We start from the raw sequence: 15,361 nt of genomic DNA on the forward strand, positions 1-15,361 counted from the left end.
CACCTCAATCGTTGCAGCGTATAGTGTATTGTATGCAAGTCTATGTGAAAATGGAAGCAGGACGCGGATTTCGTTCCGCGTCCTTTAGTGTAATCAAGCCTTTTTATTTTTATACTCATCCAGAAGCTGTTCATTCTTTTTAAAAATTCGCTCAGTATGGGGGCTTACCTTATAATCGGCCATACTGATATGGCGTTTTTTCTTTAAAATCTTAAAAGGGTTTTTCTTAGGATTGTTGTTATCCCCTTGAAGTGCGTGGTCCATCTTCATCACCTTCCTCTTCGTCAGGCAAGATTAGGTCATAAATTGTTGTAAGTGATGTCATTAATAAATAGTCGAACTCCGTGACAATCTCATCGGAGGTGAGCTTAATGACAAAATGAGCATCTGCTACAGAAAATGGGATGAGCACCAAATGACCGAAATCATCGTAATATACTTCCTGCCTGTCAAGCTTCGCCTGAATAAGAGCCCGCTGGTCAAGTGTCCGAAGCAGGTCGTCTTTTTGTTCCTGCATATCGTATGGACAAAGCACCGCTTGAATATTCATCTTGTCGGCAAAAGAATAAATCAGCCGCTCAATTCCCTCTATATATGCCTCTACACTTCCATAATATACATGGATCGGTTCATTTTTCAATAGGTATTGGTACGTTTTTAGTTTATTGAGGTAAGAATGAAGCAGATCGTTATTTTGTTCAAGGAGTTGATGGGTGTCGGTTTCCAGCTCATGATTTCCGAGTTTTTTAATATAGGAGCTAAGAAAGATGAAAGCATCAGTTAATGCGAAAAATACGGCAATGATCAAGTAGTGCATCCAATCAGTGAAGATAGAAGAGGGGTCATTTGTCCAGTACACAACAGCACCCGCTACATAAATCCAATACCACGTTTTACGAATGGCAAACATCTTTTCTTTTACTTTTTGTTCAAAGCGCCAAACCGCAAATACATACACAGCAAGAGCACCTAGCAATAACCATACAGTCAATTGAAAAAATAATAGCATGTTCTTCTCTCCCATAGACAGATGAATACTTGTTTATTTCTATGGATATGATTGGAAACCCTGCTTCATGAAAAAATGTCCTGTAGAAGGACGGTTTTAAGTGTGCGGGCAAATAAAAAAAGACCTGTCAGACAGGTCTTTGATATTAGAGAATCGCATTTAACACAAAGTATATAAGAGCTCCTAGAGTTCCTGAAATCGGTAATGTAATCACCCAAGTGACAAGCATACGTTTTGCTGTACCCCAGTTAACCCCTTTGACTCTGTGTGCAGAACCTACACCTAGAATAGAAGATGAGATAACGTGAGTCGTACTAACAGGTAAGTGAATAAACGTCGCACCGAAGATAATAGCTGCACCCGTTAAGTCTGCAGATACTCCGTTTACTGGACGAATTTTCATAATTTTACCGCCGACTGTTTTGATAATCTTCCAGCCGCCGATAGAAGTACCGAGTCCCATTGCAAGCGCACAAGAGAATTGTACCCAGAAAGGAATGTCGTCTGTTGTATGCAAATTACCTGCAATTAAAGCCATCGTAATAATTCCCATCGCTTTTTGCGCATCGTTTGTCCCATGGGTATACGATTGCAGTGCAGCCGTTAAAATTTGAACACGTCGGAATTGTTTATTTGTTTTTGCGAGATTGTTGTTTCTAAATATAATTTTGATAATGGTATACACGATATATCCCAATACGAAAGCTAGGATAGGTGAAAGCAAAAGTGCTTGAATGATTTTAATGAATCCCGAATAGTTTAAAGCGCCAAAACCGGCAGAAGCAATAACCGCACCTGCAATTGATCCGATTAATGCATGTGAAGAACTACTCGGAATCCCGTAATACCAAGTAAGCAAGTTCCATGTGATGGCGGCAATTAAAGCAGCCAAGATCACAACAGAGCCGTTTTGAAGCGTAAATGGATCTGCGATATCTTTTGTAATGGATTTTGCCACACCTGTAAATGTCATTGCTCCTAAGAAGTTCATGAACGCTGCCATGATGATCGCATGTCTAGGCTTTAATGCCTTCGTTGAAACTGAAGTCGCAATGGCATTTGCTGTATCGTGGAACCCGTTAATGAAATCAAAAGCAAGTGCACAAATGACAATAAGTATGGTAAGGATGAGTAATGTGTCCATGTTTAACTAACCCCGTTACGCATTCTTCATAATGATTGTTTCTAGATTGTTGGCAACACTTTGACAGGAATCAGCGATTTCTTCAAGTGTTTCGTAAATTTCTTTGTATTGAATCACTTTAATTGGATCTGTTTCTTTTCCAAACAAGTTCTTTAATGATTTACGATGAAGATTGTCACAATTATGTTCAATCTCTTTGATCTTGATTGCGTGCGGATGAATATCTTTCAAGCGATTTTCAGCTAGTAGATCAATTGTGATTAAAATTTCTTTCGCACACTCTCTGATGTAGTGGCTGAATTTGTCGATATGTTCGTCAGAGCTTGTAATTGAGTAAATTTCTAATGTTGCGGAAAAATGCTCAATTCCATCTAAAACATCATCGAGGCTATTCGTCAATTGAAGAATGTCTTCACGTTCAATCGGTGTAATAAAGGCTTTGTTCAGCTCTTTAATCATGGTATGAACATGATTATCACCTTTTGTCTCATATTCCTTCAATGTGTCAGAAAATTCTTTCAGAGTGGTTTGATTTGTTACTTTATAGCTAACAAAATACTCAGCAGTTTCATCTAAATTTTTAGCAATTTCCGTTAACAAGACGGAAAACTTGTCTTTTTTCCTTTTTAACATGTAAAAACCCTCCATTGTATAAATGAGACAATGCACACATCAAATAATTATATATTCTTTTGTCGAAAAAAAACAGGTGTAGTCGAAAATTTCTTCACTTTTTCTATTTGATCTTATTCTGACCTAAAGATGTGATCTCAACACACCTTTTTCTAAAAGGGGAAAAGCCACGAAAAAAGCGGGCCATATTTGGCGCCGCTTAAAGGCTAAGAAGCTGAATGAATCAGCTTAAACCGTTCACAAACAAGAAGCATATCCTCTTTGAATTCTAAACCGTATGATTGGAGTGCTTCTGTGAAAAATTCTTTATGTTCTCTGTACCAATAGTCATAAGATAAGTCGCCTTCACCCTCTGCTTGTGCAAATGATACGGGAACTTCATTCATTGGCATGACATCTACATGTGTAATTTCAATGATGGCTTTTGGCTCTTCTTGGCTGTCCAAAATGACCGCATATTGTCCGGGTTGTGGAAGCGGCTCCTGTTCCTTTTCATAAAAAAGGTGTCCAGAACAAGTGGCTGTTTTTTTTCCTTGCTTTACAAGATCAAGCAAATGATCAGGATCTGAGCCGAATGCCCACGCCGAAACAAACGCGTCAGCAGGTGCTTTTTCTGATTTCTCTTTCCAATAGTCTTCCCAAAATAATCTGCATTTGTTGTTCAATGCTTTTCCCCCTCTTTGTTGTGTTTATTATACCTTGAAGCTGAATCGTTGGAAATGATGTGTCTTTATTCCTAATGAGTGAGTGCGTCATATGTTTTGAAAAACAATGTTTGATTTGGGAAATGTAGGATGATAGGATGAAAATTTTTGAAATTTTAGAATAATCTATTGTATTCTGGTCAAGAAGTCGGTAAGGTCAAAGTAAGAATATGGAAGGGGTGTTGTTCATGAAACGCATTTCTCTAACTGTTTTGTCCATATGTCTGTTTGTTTTCTCGTTTTTTCTGCCTGTCAGCCAAGTCAATGCGAACGAATCTCATGGGAGTAAAGTAGCTGTTGGTAAAGATGGCATGGTGGCTACTGCTCACCCGCTGGCATCAGAAGTAGGTGCTGATGTATTGAAGAAAGGTGGAAACGCAGTGGATGCTGCTGTTGCCATCCAGTACGCACTGAATGTGACAGAGCCAATGATGTCTGGAATTGGCGGCGGTGGTTTTATGATGGTTTATGATGGAAAGACAAAAGAAACATCCATCATCAATAGTAGAGAACGAGCACCACAGGGCGCAACACCTGACATGTTTTTAACGGATGAGGGAAAAGTCATCCCATTTGCTGAGCGGTCCACACACGGTAATGCGGTTGGTGTCCCAGGGACAGTAAAAGGTCTCGAGGCAGCATTAGATAAGTGGGGAACCCGTTCGATGAAGGAATTGATTGAGCCTTCCATTCAGCTTGCAGAGGATGGATTTGAAATCGATTCTGTTCTGGCAAAAGCCATTGAAGATCATCAAGAAAAGCTGAAAAAAACGGCCGCAGCGCCAATCTTTCTTCCAGATGATCAGCCGCTCAAAGAAGGCGATCTGCTTGTACAGCCAGGTCTTGCGAAAACATTTAAGCTGATTGCAAAAAAAGGAAGCAAAGCATTTTATGAAGGAAAAGTAGCAAAAGCACTTGCAAAGACAGTCCAAGATTTTGGCGGAACGATGACAACTGATGACCTTGCTCGTTATGAGGTCAAGACTGACAAGCCTATCTGGGGGGACTATAAAGGATACCAGCTTGCAAGTATGCCTCCACCAAGCTCAGGCGGTGTGTTTATGCTGCAAATACTCAAAATACTAGATCACTTCAATCTATCACAATATGACCCCAAATCATTCGAAAAATATCAGCTGCTAGCTGAAACAATGCATCTCTCCTATGCTGACCGTGCTGCATATGCAGGCGACCCCGAATTCGTAGATGTTCCACTAAAAGGACTACTAGACGATGATTACATTTCAAAAAGAGCTTCTCTCATTCAATTAGATCAAATGAACAAAAACCCGAAAGAAGGAGATCCATGGGCGTATGAGGATGAAAAAAATCCATCCCCAATTGTCCCGCAGCCAGAAGATAAAACCATTGGCGAGACCACTCATTTTACTGTTGCCGATCAGTGGGGAAATGTCGTGTCATTCACAACAACCATTGAACAGTTATTTGGTACAGGAATTCTTGTTCCGGAATATGGCTTTTTCTTAAATAACGAACTAACAGATTTTGACGCAAGACCAGGCGGAGCAAATGAAGTCCAGCCAAACAAACGTCCATTATCCAGTATGACCCCGACCATCATATTCAAAGATAACGAGCCGGTCATGACTGTGGGCTCACCTGGAGGAACGACCATTATTGCTTCTGTTTCACAAACGATCCTAAACTTGCTTGAATACGACATGGAGCTGCAAGATGCGGTAGAAGAGCCGCGGATTTATACAAACAGTCCAACTTCTTACCGTTACGAAGTAGGTGTTCCCCTTGATGTGAGAACGAAGCTAAATGACATGGGTCACCGTTTTGGCAGTTCACCTATTGATATAGGAAATGTGCAAGCCTTACTCATTGATCGGAAAGCAGGGACATTTACAGGAGTAGCTGACTCCTCAAGAAATGGAACCGCTGTTGGTGTCAATTTAAAGCTATCTGCCGATTAAGACCATTTCCCGGGAAAAGAAGCGCCTCTTCAAGATGGCGTTTCTTTTTTTGTTTAAATGAAAAAACATAGTTGACACCTGTGAATAGTTTGAATAATATATAGACTAACATCAATCATACATAGCTGATCGGACAACCGAAGGCTCTTGGCAATTTGAAGTACAGAACTGTGATGTATTTCAGGTGGCTAAGGGTCTTTTTTGCGTGTGAAACGGCAAGGTTGGTGTCACTATTATTTGATAACGGGGAGCGGGATAACATGAAAAAGTGGAAATGGGTCTCTATCGTGACCATCATATTAGTCTTGGCTGTGACGAGTACTGCATGCTCAAACGCAAACGAAGCTTCAAAGCAAAAGGGAAAGGTTGAGCTGTTAAATGTTTCGTATGATCCTACACGTGAATTGTATCAGGAATACAATCAAGCCTTTCAGACGTATTGGAAAGACAAAACTGGTGAGGATGTCACGATCAAGCAGTCTCACGGTGGATCAGGAAAGCAGGGAAGATCGATTATTGATGGACTCGAGGCAGATGTGGCAACACTGGCTTTAGGGTATGACATTGATGCGATTGCAGATCGCGGACTGCTTTCAAAAGATTGGCAAAAAGAATTTCCAAATCAGTCCACACCGTATACATCGACCATTGTGTTTCTTGTGAAGAAAGGGAATCCCAAAAACATTAAAGATTGGGACGATTTGATTCGGCCAGGTGTGTCCATCATTACGCCAAATCCGAAAACGTCCGGCGGTGCGAGATGGAATTACTTAGCTGCATGGGCCTACGCCGATAAAACATTTCATGGGAATGAAGAAAAAACAAAGGATTTTGTCAAAAAGCTATATGAACATGTCGAAGTCCTTGATTCAGGTGCACGGGGAGCCACAACGACCTTTGTTGAACGCGGACTTGGGGATGTGTTAATTGCATGGGAAAATGAAGCCTATTTAACGCAGCAAGAACTAGGCAAAGACAAATTTGAGATTGTCACCCCATCAATTAGTATTCTAGCGGAGCCGCCTGTTGCGGTTGTTGATCAAAATGTGAAACGTAAAGGAACAGAGAAAGTGGCGAAGGCTTATTTAGATTATTTATATTCTAAAAAAGGGCAGGAAATTGCGGCGAAAAACTATTATCGCCCTAGAAATCAAGAAGTCCTAAACAAATATAAAGACCAGTTTAAAAAGATTGATATGGTGACGATTGATCAAGCGTTTGGCGGGTGGAGAAAAGCGCAGAAAAGATTTTTTGATGATGGCGGCTTATTTGATCAAATATACAGCGGACAAAAATAGGGGGCGATGTGATGAAGAAAACACATGCAGCCGCCAATAAAAGAAAACGTATATTGCCTGGATTTGGTCTGAGCCTTGGGGTGACGCTCGTTTATGTGAGTGCGATTGTCGTCATTCCTTTATCCATGGTATTTATTTGGACGGCTTCATTAGGAGCAGAGGGGATTTGGAAGGTATTTACCGATGCAAGAGTATTGAAGTCGCTTCAGCTGACCGTGACGACTTCCTTTGCAGCTGCTCTCATCAATGCAGGGTTTGGTGTACTGATTGCCTGGGTTCTCGCCAGGTACACATTTCCTGGAAAGAAAATCTTAGATGCTCTCATTGATTTGCCTTTTGCTCTCCCAACCGCTGTTGCGGGTATTGCCCTCACCACCCTTTATTCTCCTAATGGATGGATTGGTCAATTTCTGCATATAAAGGTGGCGTACACACCGATTGGGATTATTTTGGCACTGATTTTTATTGGCATTCCATTCGTTATCCGAACCGTTCAGCCTGTGATAGAGGGGCTGCAGCAGGAAGTGGAAGAGGCTGCGGCGATTCTTGGTGCGACAAGGAGACAGACCTTTTTTCACATACTGCTGCCGGCCTTGTTTCCTGCGGTGATGACTGGATTTTCACTTGCGTTTGCAAGAGCGCTAGGTGAATATGGCTCTGTTGTGTTTATTGCTGGAAATATTCCGTTTAAAACAGAAATTACACCGCTGATGATCATGTCCAAGCTTGAACAATATGATTATCATGGTGCAGCAGCAATTGCATGCTTGATGCTGCTTCTTTCATTTTTCATTCTGTTATTGATTCACGGCATTCAGTGGTATGTTGAGCGGAAAAAACAAGTATACGTGAGGTGAAACCATTGGAGAGAAAGTTTAGTCATCAGCACCATGTTCGGTATAAAAGTCCTGTAACCGAATCTAAAGCAGTGAAAATCCTATTGATTACGGTCGTGTATGCTTTTTTGATTTTATTTTTACTTATACCGCTGATCGCCGTTTTTTCAAAGGCATTTGAGAAAGGGTGGAGTTCATACCTTCTGGCCATCTCACATCCAGATACACTAGCGGCGATCAAATTGACCGTTTTCATTGTCGTCGTCACCTTGCCGCTTCAAATGATCTTTGGGGTGAGTGCTGCATGGCTTATCACAAAATTTAACTTCCGCGGAAAACGTTTGTTAACGACTGTGATTGACCTCCCGTTTGCCGTTTCGCCTGTGATTGCTGGACTTGTATTTGTGCTTTTATTTGGTTCAAACGGGCTTTTAGGACCTTGGCTTATGGCGAATGGATGGAAAGTCATTTATTCTGTACCAGGCATGATCCTAGCCACCATATTCGTTACATTTCCGTTTATTGCTAGAGAATTAATCCCGTTTATGCAGCATGAAGGCATTCATGAGGAGGAAGCATCGCTCACACTTGGTGCAAACGGATGGAAGACTTTTTTCTTTGTGACACTGCCGAATATCAAATGGGCTCTTTTTTACGGTGTCATTTTAGCCGGGGCAAGAGCGATTGGTGAATTTGGTGCCGTGTCGGTTGTATCAGGTCATATTCGAGGCATAACCAATACGATGCCGCTTCATATCGAAATTTTATACAATGAGTACCAATTTCAAGCCGCTTTTGCTGTGGCGTCTCTCATGGCGTTTGTGGCAGTCATTACTTTAATCATTAAGCAAATCATTCAGCAGAGGGATCACCGGCTTGGCAAGCGGTCAACATAAATGGAGGGATCGGCCTTGGGGATTACAGCAAAACAAATATCAAAACAATTTGGCCAGACAAAGGTTTTGCAAAACGTGGATTTATCGATAAGAAATGGTGAATTGATCTCTTTATTAGGACCGTCTGGCTCTGGGAAGACGACGTTATTAAGAATCATTGCAGGTCTTGATTACGCCAATAACGGGCAGATTTTATTCGGAGATCAGGATTACACACACATTCCAGTACGAAAACGGCAGATCGGTTTTGTGTTTCAGCAATATGCGCTTTTTCGAAATATGACGGTTTTTGATAATGTGGCATATGGACTGAAAATTAAACCTAGAGGAGAAAGACTGCCTAAAAAAGACATCAAAGAGCGGGTACATGAGCTTTTAGAGGTTGTTCAGCTTACGAAGTTTGAGCAGCGGTATCCAGAGCAGCTGTCAGGCGGGCAAAAGCAGCGTGTAGCACTGGCGCGCGCACTTGCCGTTCAGCCGAAGGCACTCCTCTTAGATGAACCCTTTGGCGCACTTGATACAAAGGTGAGGAAAGAATTAAGGCATTGGCTGAAAAAAGTTCATCGTGACTTTCAAATGACCACCATTTTTGTGACACATGATCAAGAAGAAGCATTTGATATTGCTGATCGTGTTGTGGTGATGAATGAAGGAAGAATCGAAAAAATTGGCACAAAGGAAGAAATGGCAGTGCAGACAGACAATCTATTTGTATCTGAATTTTTAGATATAGGAAGCCACATTTAACAAGCAGTATAGAAGATTAGAAGGAAGAGACGCGGTGATGACTGCGTCTTTTTTTATTTAAATTTCCCTAGGGACATTGACTTATAATTTTGAATATTATAATATCTTTACAAAGGTAACGGTATTGAACATTTTTTAGAACGCATAATTGTAAGCGCTTTATAAAAGGTTCTATTCTAAAAATGTTCTTTCTTTTGTTACATGTGTTCATATTTATACCAAATGAATGGGGTGGTTGTTTGAACAGCTTGTTTGAGTTAGATGAACAACTGATTAAGCTGCAGTTCGAAGCATCTTCGAGAGAGGAGGTGACCACATATTTAGCAGGGCGGTTAGAAGCTGGAGGGTACATTAAATCGAGCTTTTTACCAGCAGTGCTTGAAAGAGAAAAAACATATCCTACAGGCCTTCCACTTGCAGCCTTTGGGGTAGCGATTCCGCATACAGATCCTGAGCATGTGAACAAACCAGCGATTAGTGTAGCTACTTTAAAGGAACCTGTCATTTTTCATAAGATGGGAAGCCCTGATGAAACAGTGCAAGCCAAAATTGTATTTGTCCTAGCAATCTCTGAGCCTAGCAAACAGCTTGTGATGCTGGAGAAGCTGATGACACTTTTTAGAAAAGAAGAAGTGATGACGAAGCTCTCTTATATGACATCTTATGAAAAAGCGGTTGACGTGCTTCAGCAAGAACTAAACCAATAGTCACTCACGAAATTATGTAAGCGCTTTATCTGAAAAATTCAGGAGGTGGATGTATGATCAAGCAAGCCGTCGATTTTATATTAGACCTTGGACCAACTATTATGCTCCCGATTATTATGACGCTTTTCGGTATGATTTTAAGGCAGGGCTTTAAGAAATCCTTCAGGGCCGGTATTACGATCGGAATTGGATTTGTTGGTGTCAATCTTGTCATTAATTTGCTCGTGAGCGGACTTGGGCCAGCAGCAAAAGCCATGGTTAATTCCCTTGGGCTAAAGCTCGATATTTTGGATGTTGGATGGCCGATTGGAGCTGCCATATCCTTTGGTACACCCGTTGCCCCGCTCATGATTCCTCTTGTGCTTTTATTAAATGTCATCTTATTGTCTGTAAACTTTACGAAAACGCTGAATGTGGATATTTGGAACTTCTGGCATTTGATTTTCGCAGCCTCTGTTACTTACTACGCTTATCATAATATGTTCTTGGCTCTTGCTGTTGGCTTGATCGTCTCTGCGATCACGCTAAAGTTAGCCGATTGGACGGCGCCGACAATCGAACACCATTTCGGATTAAAAGGCGTATCGATGGCTCATGCGGAAACGGTCAACTTCGCCCCGCTCATGTATGCGTCCAACCGCGTCATAGATAAGATTCCTGGTTTAAACAAAATTCATGCTGATCCAGAAACATTGAAGAAACGCTTTGGCATTTTTGGCGAACCGCTTGTGATGGGTCTCATACTTGGTATCATTATTGGTCTTCTCGGCGGCTATGATGCAAAAGGCGTGATGACGCTCGGTATTCAAATGGCGGCAGTTCTTGTCTTAATGCCAAGAATGGTTGCTTTATTAATGGAAGGGCTCATTCCAATCTCTGAGGGCGCTCGTTCTTATATTCAAAAGCGTTTCCCAGGGAAAAATGTCTATATTGGTTTAGATACAGCGATTGTGATTGGTCATCCAGCGAATATGGCGGTAGCCCTTTTAATGGTGCCGATTACGATTTTGCTCGCAGTTGTTCTGCCTTACAATGGCATGCTCCCGTTTGCTGACTTATCGGTTCTGCCATTTACAGTTGTCTGGGCAGTAGCAGCCGCTCGTGGAAATATTATTCGCGGCCTTATTAACAGTATTTTTACATTAATGATTGTCTTCTTTATCGCAACGAACCTTGCTCCGCTTGCGACAACCATGGGGAAAGCAGTCGGCTTTGATTTCCCAGAAGGGGCAAACATGATTTCAGGTATTGATCTTGGTTCTCACGTCATTCCTTGGATCATGGTGAGACTTCTTGATCCGAGCAACCCTTACTTTATTGCAGCCATCATCTGTGCTCTGGCTTATGGGCTTCTATGGTACTGGGTGCGAAATGATATTAAAAAGCAGTATGCAAAAGAAATGGGCTTAGATCAGAAAGAACAATAAATGAGCTGGAGGGATTCTAATGGCAAAGAAAATATTAGTATCATGCGGAACGGCAGTTGCAACATCAACGGTTGTCGCTAAAAAGGTAGAAGAGACGTTAAAGGAAAAAGGATATGATGTCGTGGTGGAACAGTGTAAGGCATCTGAAGTCCCGCAAAAAGCGGAAGGCGCCGATTTAATTGTGACGACAACGCCTGTAAGTGATACAAAAGGGACACCTGTGATTCAAACATTATCCTTTTTAACTGGATTTGGTATTGAAGATGATATCGAGAAAATCATTGATCATATCAAGTAGAGGGCTATTTTCTGAAGGAGCTTTTCCGGCTCCTTCTAGTGATTTGAAAGGAGGAAGTCTTATGCAGCATCATGCTTATAGCCGAACGTCTGCAGTGTTGTCTATTTTTCTTCCGGCTGTGCTCATCTGTCTGTTTTTTCTCTGGTCTCTTTATACGTTATGGTCAGCAGGACCTGACCCGTTAGCTGTGTTAGGCGTTTATACGCTGCCTATTCTCATGCTCTCTAGTATTACAGGACTGAACCAGCCGACAAGCGTCATCATTAGTGAAGATCAACTGAAGATAGGCGCTTTTGGCAGATGGCACACATATGCAGTTTCTGATATTAAAGGAAAGCTTTTTTTAAAGCCTTATCCTCATATCGGGAAAGTCTATGTCAGGGTGGGTCCATCTCGTATATTCGGAGGGCGTTACTGGATATCCAGTGAGATGAGTGAGTACAAGCAGCTTGTTCAAACGTTGCAGGATTTTGCGAAGGGTGATGAAAAGGAGGATGCCGCTACATGAAATCAGCTGTCTTTTATTCTTCAGAGGACATTCGGTATGAGGAGCGGAACCGGCCAGTCATCGGTGATGATGAAGTTTTGTTAAAGCTGCGAGCCTGCGGCTTATGTGGAACGGATATTTACAAAGCAACACATGAGACAGTACCTCCTGGGACAGTGCTGGGGCATGAAATCGCTGGTGATATTGTCGAGACCGGCAAGCACGTGACAAATGTCCAAACGGGAGACAGGGTTTATGTGGCACATCATGTGCCTTGTTTCACCTGTGACTTTTGTCAAAAGGGTTTTTATACGATGTGTCCGCAGTTTACAGCCACAAATGTAGAGCCGGGCGGGTTTTCAGAATATATCCGTGTACCTGCTTTGCATGTCAAGCACACGATGGGCAAGCTTCCAAAAGACGTATCGTATGAGCAAGGGGCGATGGTAGAACCGGTTGCCTGCTGCCTGCACGGGTTTGAACGAGCTCCTGTTCACCCAGGAGATTCCGTTTTGATCCTTGGAGCGGGGCAAATTGGCTGTATTCAATTGCAGCTCGCCAAATATTATTTGGCTGGGAAAGTGATGATAACAGACGTGAATGAGAACAGACTGCTGCAAGCGAGGAGTTTAGGTGCAGACGTCTCCTTTCATCCAGCAGCCGAGCCGGTGGAAAACCGGGTGATGAAAGAAACAGATGGAAAGGGAGCAGACCTCGTCATTATTTCTGTTGGGAGCAGTGCGCTTTTAAAAGAGGCGTTTCAGGCTGTAGCGCGAGGCGGGACGATTTTGGTGTTTGCTCATTTTCCAAAGGGAGATGTGGCCATTCCTGCTGAACGATTTTTTAATGATGAAGTGAAGGTAGTAGGAGCCTATTCCTCGCATCCATATCATTATCGTGAAGCCCTCGAGCTTTTGAAAGCAAAAGTGGTCAACACTGAAAAGATGGTGACGCATCGTTATCCGTTAAGCCAGCTGCTTCAGGCGATAGAATGTGCGAGGCATCCTGAGGGTGAGAGCGTCAAAATCATGATGTATCCAGATGAATGAGTGTATGAGATTAAAAGAGAAAGAGAAGTTCTTTGGAAAAGGGCTTTCCCTTTCTCTTTTTTACTGATAAAAGATGAAAACGCTTAAAAATGAGAGAGAAATGCTTGACTTCGATGACACTTAAACGTATGATTATTACAAATGTAACACATAAGAACAAATGTAAAGGGGAGAGAAGAAATGCAAAAACAAATCACTTTGCCTGAACAGATTAGCCATGAGAAATTAGCAGATTTATATAAACAAATGTGGTTAGTGAGATATTTTGATGAAAAGGTCGACCAATTTTTTGCAAAAGGACTTATCCATGGCACCACTCATTTATGTGTTGGACAGGAAGCGTCAGCTGTTGGATCGATTGCCGTATTAGAAGATAAAGATAAGATCGTCAGCACACACAGGGGACACGGTCACTGTATTGCAAAAGGGGCCGAGGTTAATAAAATGATGGCTGAATTGTTTGGACGTGAAACCGGCTATTGTAAAGGAAAAGGCGGCTCGATGCATATTGCGGATTTAGAAAAAGGAAATCTTGGGGCAAATGGAATCGTTGGCGGCGGTATCCCGCTGGCAACAGGTGCAGCGCTCACATCTAAAATGAAGCAGGAAGGCTTTGTTGTTCTTTGTTTCTTCGGAGATGGTGCCACAAATGAAGGCAGCTTCCATGAAGCATTAAACCTTGCGTCTATTTGGGATTTACCGGTTGTGTTTATTTGTGAAAACAACCAGTACGGCATGTCTGGCCCTGTGAAAGAAATGATCAACATTGAAGACATTTCAACAAGAGCAGAAAGCTACGGAATGCCAGGAAAAACGGTTGATGGAAATGACATGGTCGAAATTATGAACACAGTAGATGAAGCAGTCAGCCGTGCGAGAGCGGGAGAAGGCCCATCACTCATTGAAATGAAAACGTACCGCTGGAAGGGTCACTCTAAGAGTGATGCGAAAAAATACCGTACACGTGAAGAAGAGACAGAGTGGAGACAAAAAGACGGAATCAAACGCTTTAAGTCTCTCTTGATTGAACTGAATGTTTTAACAGAAGAGCAGGCAGCAAGCTTACAGGAAGAAGCGAAGCAGGAAATTGAAGCGTCTGTAGAATTCGCCAAAAACAGTAAAGAACCGTCAATTGACACACTATTAGAGGATGTATACGCCTAATTAGGAGGGAAATCACGTGACAAAAACAACAGTGAGAGAGATTTCATATTTAGAAGCCGTTCGAGAGGCTATGAGTCAGGAAATGAGAGAAAACCAAGATGTCTTCATTTTAGGTGAAGATATCGGCGTATATGGAGGTGCTTTTGGGGTCACGCGCGGCATGATTGAAGAATTCGGTCCAGAGCGCGTTCGCAATACACCTATCTCAGAGGCTGCCATCGCAGGTGGGGCAGTCGGAGCGGCTTTAACTGGTATGCGGCCGATTTTAGAACTTCAATTCTCTGACTTTATAACAATCGCAATGGATCAGCTTGTGAACCAAGCAGCCAAAACACGATACATGTTTGGCGGAAAAGGAAAAGTGCCGCTTGTCGTAAGAACACCAGCAGGATCAGGAACGGGTGCAGCGGCGCAGCACTCACAAAGCTTAGAAGCGTGGATGGCGCATATTCCAGGACTCAAAGTGGTTCAGCCTTCAACAGCCTATGATGCAAAAGGACTTTTAAAAGCGGCGATGGATGATGACAACCCTGTCATTTTCTACGAGCACAAGCTTTTATATAAAACAATCGGTGAAGTGCCTGAAGAGCAATATTCCATTCCTCTAGGGAAAGCAGATGTGAAAAGAAGCGGGAAAGACGTCACGATTGTAGCAACAGCGATTATGGTACACAAAGCGTTAGAAGCGGCGAAGGAACTAGAAGCAGAGGGAATTGATGTTGAAATCATTGACCCAAGAACACTTGTCCCATTAGATGAAGAAACGATTATCGAATCTGTGAAGAAAACAGGTAAATGTATCGTGGTTCATGAAGCAGTAAAACGAGGCGGCTATGGCGGAGAGATTGCAAGTATGATAGCGGAAAGTGAAGCCTTTGACTACTTAGATGCGCCGATTAAACGACTTGGCGGTCTTGCGGTCCCAATACCATACAACCCGACGCTGGAAAAAGCGGTCATTCCACAAGTGCCAGATATTATTGAAGCAGCAAAAGAGCTTGTGCGCTCTTAAGTAAAGGGGA

General features: G+C 42.3%; 17 protein-coding genes. 12 read left to right on the forward strand and 5 right to left on the reverse strand.

Annotated elements, in window-relative coordinates; genetic code table 11:
* Positions 1 to 93 precede the first annotated feature (93 nt).
* The 5 genes from NST65_RS05960 to NST65_RS05980 all read right to left on the reverse strand — a co-directional run bounded on the left by NST65_RS05960 (position 94) and on the right by NST65_RS05980 (position 3,451).
* Positions 94 to 270, reverse strand: coding sequence for a type II toxin-antitoxin system SpoIISB family antitoxin (locus tag NST65_RS05960; protein WP_080652934.1), 177 nt, complete (start codon positions 268 to 270; stop codon positions 94 to 96).
* Positions 239 to 1,009, reverse strand: coding sequence for a type II toxin-antitoxin system SpoIISA family toxin (locus NST65_RS05965; RefSeq protein ID WP_024424960.1), 771 nt, complete (start codon positions 1,007 to 1,009; stop codon positions 239 to 241). The genes NST65_RS05960 and NST65_RS05965 overlap by 32 nt, the downstream gene beginning before the upstream one ends.
* 145 nt (positions 1,010 to 1,154) lie before the next feature.
* The gene (locus NST65_RS05970) at positions 1,155 to 2,153 is read right to left on the reverse strand and encodes an inorganic phosphate transporter (protein WP_017359158.1); all 999 of its coding nucleotides are present in this window, start codon (positions 2,151 to 2,153) and stop codon (positions 1,155 to 1,157) included.
* Positions 2,154 to 2,168: 15 nt separating this feature from the next.
* A complete protein-coding gene (locus NST65_RS05975) occupies positions 2,169 to 2,786 on the reverse strand; it encodes a DUF47 domain-containing protein (RefSeq protein ID WP_024426775.1) in 618 nt (205 codons plus the stop codon).
* A 206-nt stretch (positions 2,787 to 2,992) separates the two neighbouring features.
* Positions 2,993 to 3,451, reverse strand: a complete 459-nt coding sequence (locus tag NST65_RS05980; protein WP_024424958.1) for an ASCH domain-containing protein — start codon at positions 3,449 to 3,451, stop codon at positions 2,993 to 2,995.
* Between the two features lie 227 nt (positions 3,452 to 3,678).
* Here NST65_RS05980 and ggt point away from each other — a divergent pair, with 227 nt between their 5' ends.
* The 12 genes from ggt (at position 3,679) to NST65_RS06040 (ending at position 15,351) form a co-directional block, all read left to right on the forward strand.
* Complete coding sequence (gene ggt / locus NST65_RS05985) at positions 3,679 to 5,430, forward strand: gamma-glutamyltransferase (protein WP_065214261.1); 1,752 nt, start codon at positions 3,679 to 3,681, stop codon at positions 5,428 to 5,430.
* 260 nt (positions 5,431 to 5,690) lie between these two features.
* On the forward strand, positions 5,691 to 6,728 hold the full coding sequence (locus tag NST65_RS05990) for a sulfate ABC transporter substrate-binding protein (protein ID WP_034281473.1): 1,038 nt from the start codon (positions 5,691 to 5,693) through the stop codon (positions 6,726 to 6,728).
* Positions 6,729 to 6,739: 11 nt separating this feature from the next.
* Positions 6,740 to 7,585: a sulfate ABC transporter permease subunit CysT gene (cysT, locus tag NST65_RS05995; protein WP_034281474.1), complete on the forward strand. Its 846-nt coding sequence runs from the start codon at positions 6,740 to 6,742 to the stop codon at positions 7,583 to 7,585.
* Between the two features lie 5 nt (positions 7,586 to 7,590).
* The gene (gene cysW / locus NST65_RS06000; RefSeq protein WP_034281475.1) at positions 7,591 to 8,460 is read left to right on the forward strand and encodes a sulfate ABC transporter permease subunit CysW; all 870 of its coding nucleotides are present in this window, start codon (positions 7,591 to 7,593) and stop codon (positions 8,458 to 8,460) included.
* Between the two features lie 15 nt (positions 8,461 to 8,475).
* Entirely contained in the window at positions 8,476 to 9,207 is a 732-nt protein-coding gene (cysA, locus tag NST65_RS06005; protein ID WP_051627336.1) for a sulfate ABC transporter ATP-binding protein, read from the forward strand.
* A gap of 239 nt (positions 9,208 to 9,446) precedes the next feature.
* Complete coding sequence (locus NST65_RS06010) at positions 9,447 to 9,914, forward strand: PTS sugar transporter subunit IIA (protein ID WP_034281476.1); 468 nt, start codon at positions 9,447 to 9,449, stop codon at positions 9,912 to 9,914.
* A gap of 53 nt (positions 9,915 to 9,967) precedes the next feature.
* On the forward strand, positions 9,968 to 11,341 hold the full coding sequence (locus tag NST65_RS06015) for a PTS transporter subunit IIC (protein ID WP_034281477.1): 1,374 nt from the start codon (positions 9,968 to 9,970) through the stop codon (positions 11,339 to 11,341).
* A 19-nt stretch (positions 11,342 to 11,360) separates the two neighbouring features.
* On the forward strand, positions 11,361 to 11,639 hold the full coding sequence (locus NST65_RS06020) for a PTS sugar transporter subunit IIB (RefSeq protein WP_003212259.1): 279 nt from the start codon (positions 11,361 to 11,363) through the stop codon (positions 11,637 to 11,639).
* A gap of 61 nt (positions 11,640 to 11,700) precedes the next feature.
* The gene (locus NST65_RS06025; RefSeq protein ID WP_034281478.1) at positions 11,701 to 12,147 is read left to right on the forward strand and encodes a hypothetical protein; all 447 of its coding nucleotides are present in this window, start codon (positions 11,701 to 11,703) and stop codon (positions 12,145 to 12,147) included.
* The gene (locus NST65_RS06030; RefSeq protein ID WP_034281479.1) at positions 12,144 to 13,175 is read left to right on the forward strand and encodes an alcohol dehydrogenase catalytic domain-containing protein; all 1,032 of its coding nucleotides are present in this window, start codon (positions 12,144 to 12,146) and stop codon (positions 13,173 to 13,175) included. The genes NST65_RS06025 and NST65_RS06030 overlap by 4 nt, the downstream gene beginning before the upstream one ends.
* Before the next feature lie 180 nt (positions 13,176 to 13,355).
* Entirely contained in the window at positions 13,356 to 14,339 is a 984-nt protein-coding gene (gene pdhA, locus NST65_RS06035) for a pyruvate dehydrogenase (acetyl-transferring) E1 component subunit alpha (RefSeq protein WP_024424949.1), read from the forward strand.
* 31 nt (positions 14,340 to 14,370) lie between these two features.
* Entirely contained in the window at positions 14,371 to 15,351 is a 981-nt protein-coding gene (locus tag NST65_RS06040; protein WP_034281944.1) for an alpha-ketoacid dehydrogenase subunit beta, read from the forward strand.
* Positions 15,352 to 15,361 lie beyond the last annotated feature (10 nt).

Origin of the sequence: Bacillus sp. FSL P4-0248 (assembly GCF_038593305.1) — a bacterium.
In the GTDB taxonomy this organism is placed as follows: domain Bacteria; phylum Bacillota; class Bacilli; order Bacillales; family Bacillaceae; genus Bacillus; species Bacillus safensis.

Bases quoted from the DNA above. Each gene is read 5' to 3' on its own strand.
- NST65_RS05960 (WP_080652934.1), bottom strand. From the start codon at position 270: ATGAAGATGGACCACGCACTTCAAGGGGATAACAACAATCCTAAGAAA.
- pdhA (WP_024424949.1), top strand. From the start codon at position 13,356: ATGCAAAAACAAATCACTTTGCCTGAACAGATTAGCCATGAGAAATTA.
- cysT (WP_034281474.1), top strand. From the start codon at position 6,740: ATGAAGAAAACACATGCAGCCGCCAATAAAAGAAAACGTATATTGCCT.
- NST65_RS06025 (WP_034281478.1), top strand. From the start codon at position 11,701: ATGCAGCATCATGCTTATAGCCGAACGTCTGCAGTGTTGTCTATTTTT.
- ggt (WP_065214261.1), top strand. From the start codon at position 3,679: ATGAAACGCATTTCTCTAACTGTTTTGTCCATATGTCTGTTTGTTTTC.
- NST65_RS06030 (WP_034281479.1), top strand. From the start codon at position 12,144: ATGAAATCAGCTGTCTTTTATTCTTCAGAGGACATTCGGTATGAGGAG.
- NST65_RS05965 (WP_024424960.1), bottom strand. From the start codon at position 1,009: ATGCTATTATTTTTTCAATTGACTGTATGGTTATTGCTAGGTGCTCTT.
- NST65_RS06020 (WP_003212259.1), top strand. From the start codon at position 11,361: ATGGCAAAGAAAATATTAGTATCATGCGGAACGGCAGTTGCAACATCA.
- NST65_RS05990 (WP_034281473.1), top strand. From the start codon at position 5,691: ATGAAAAAGTGGAAATGGGTCTCTATCGTGACCATCATATTAGTCTTG.
- NST65_RS05975 (WP_024426775.1), bottom strand. From the start codon at position 2,786: ATGTTAAAAAGGAAAAAAGACAAGTTTTCCGTCTTGTTAACGGAAATT.
- NST65_RS06015 (WP_034281477.1), top strand. From the start codon at position 9,968: ATGATCAAGCAAGCCGTCGATTTTATATTAGACCTTGGACCAACTATT.
- NST65_RS05970 (WP_017359158.1), bottom strand. From the start codon at position 2,153: ATGGACACATTACTCATCCTTACCATACTTATTGTCATTTGTGCACTT.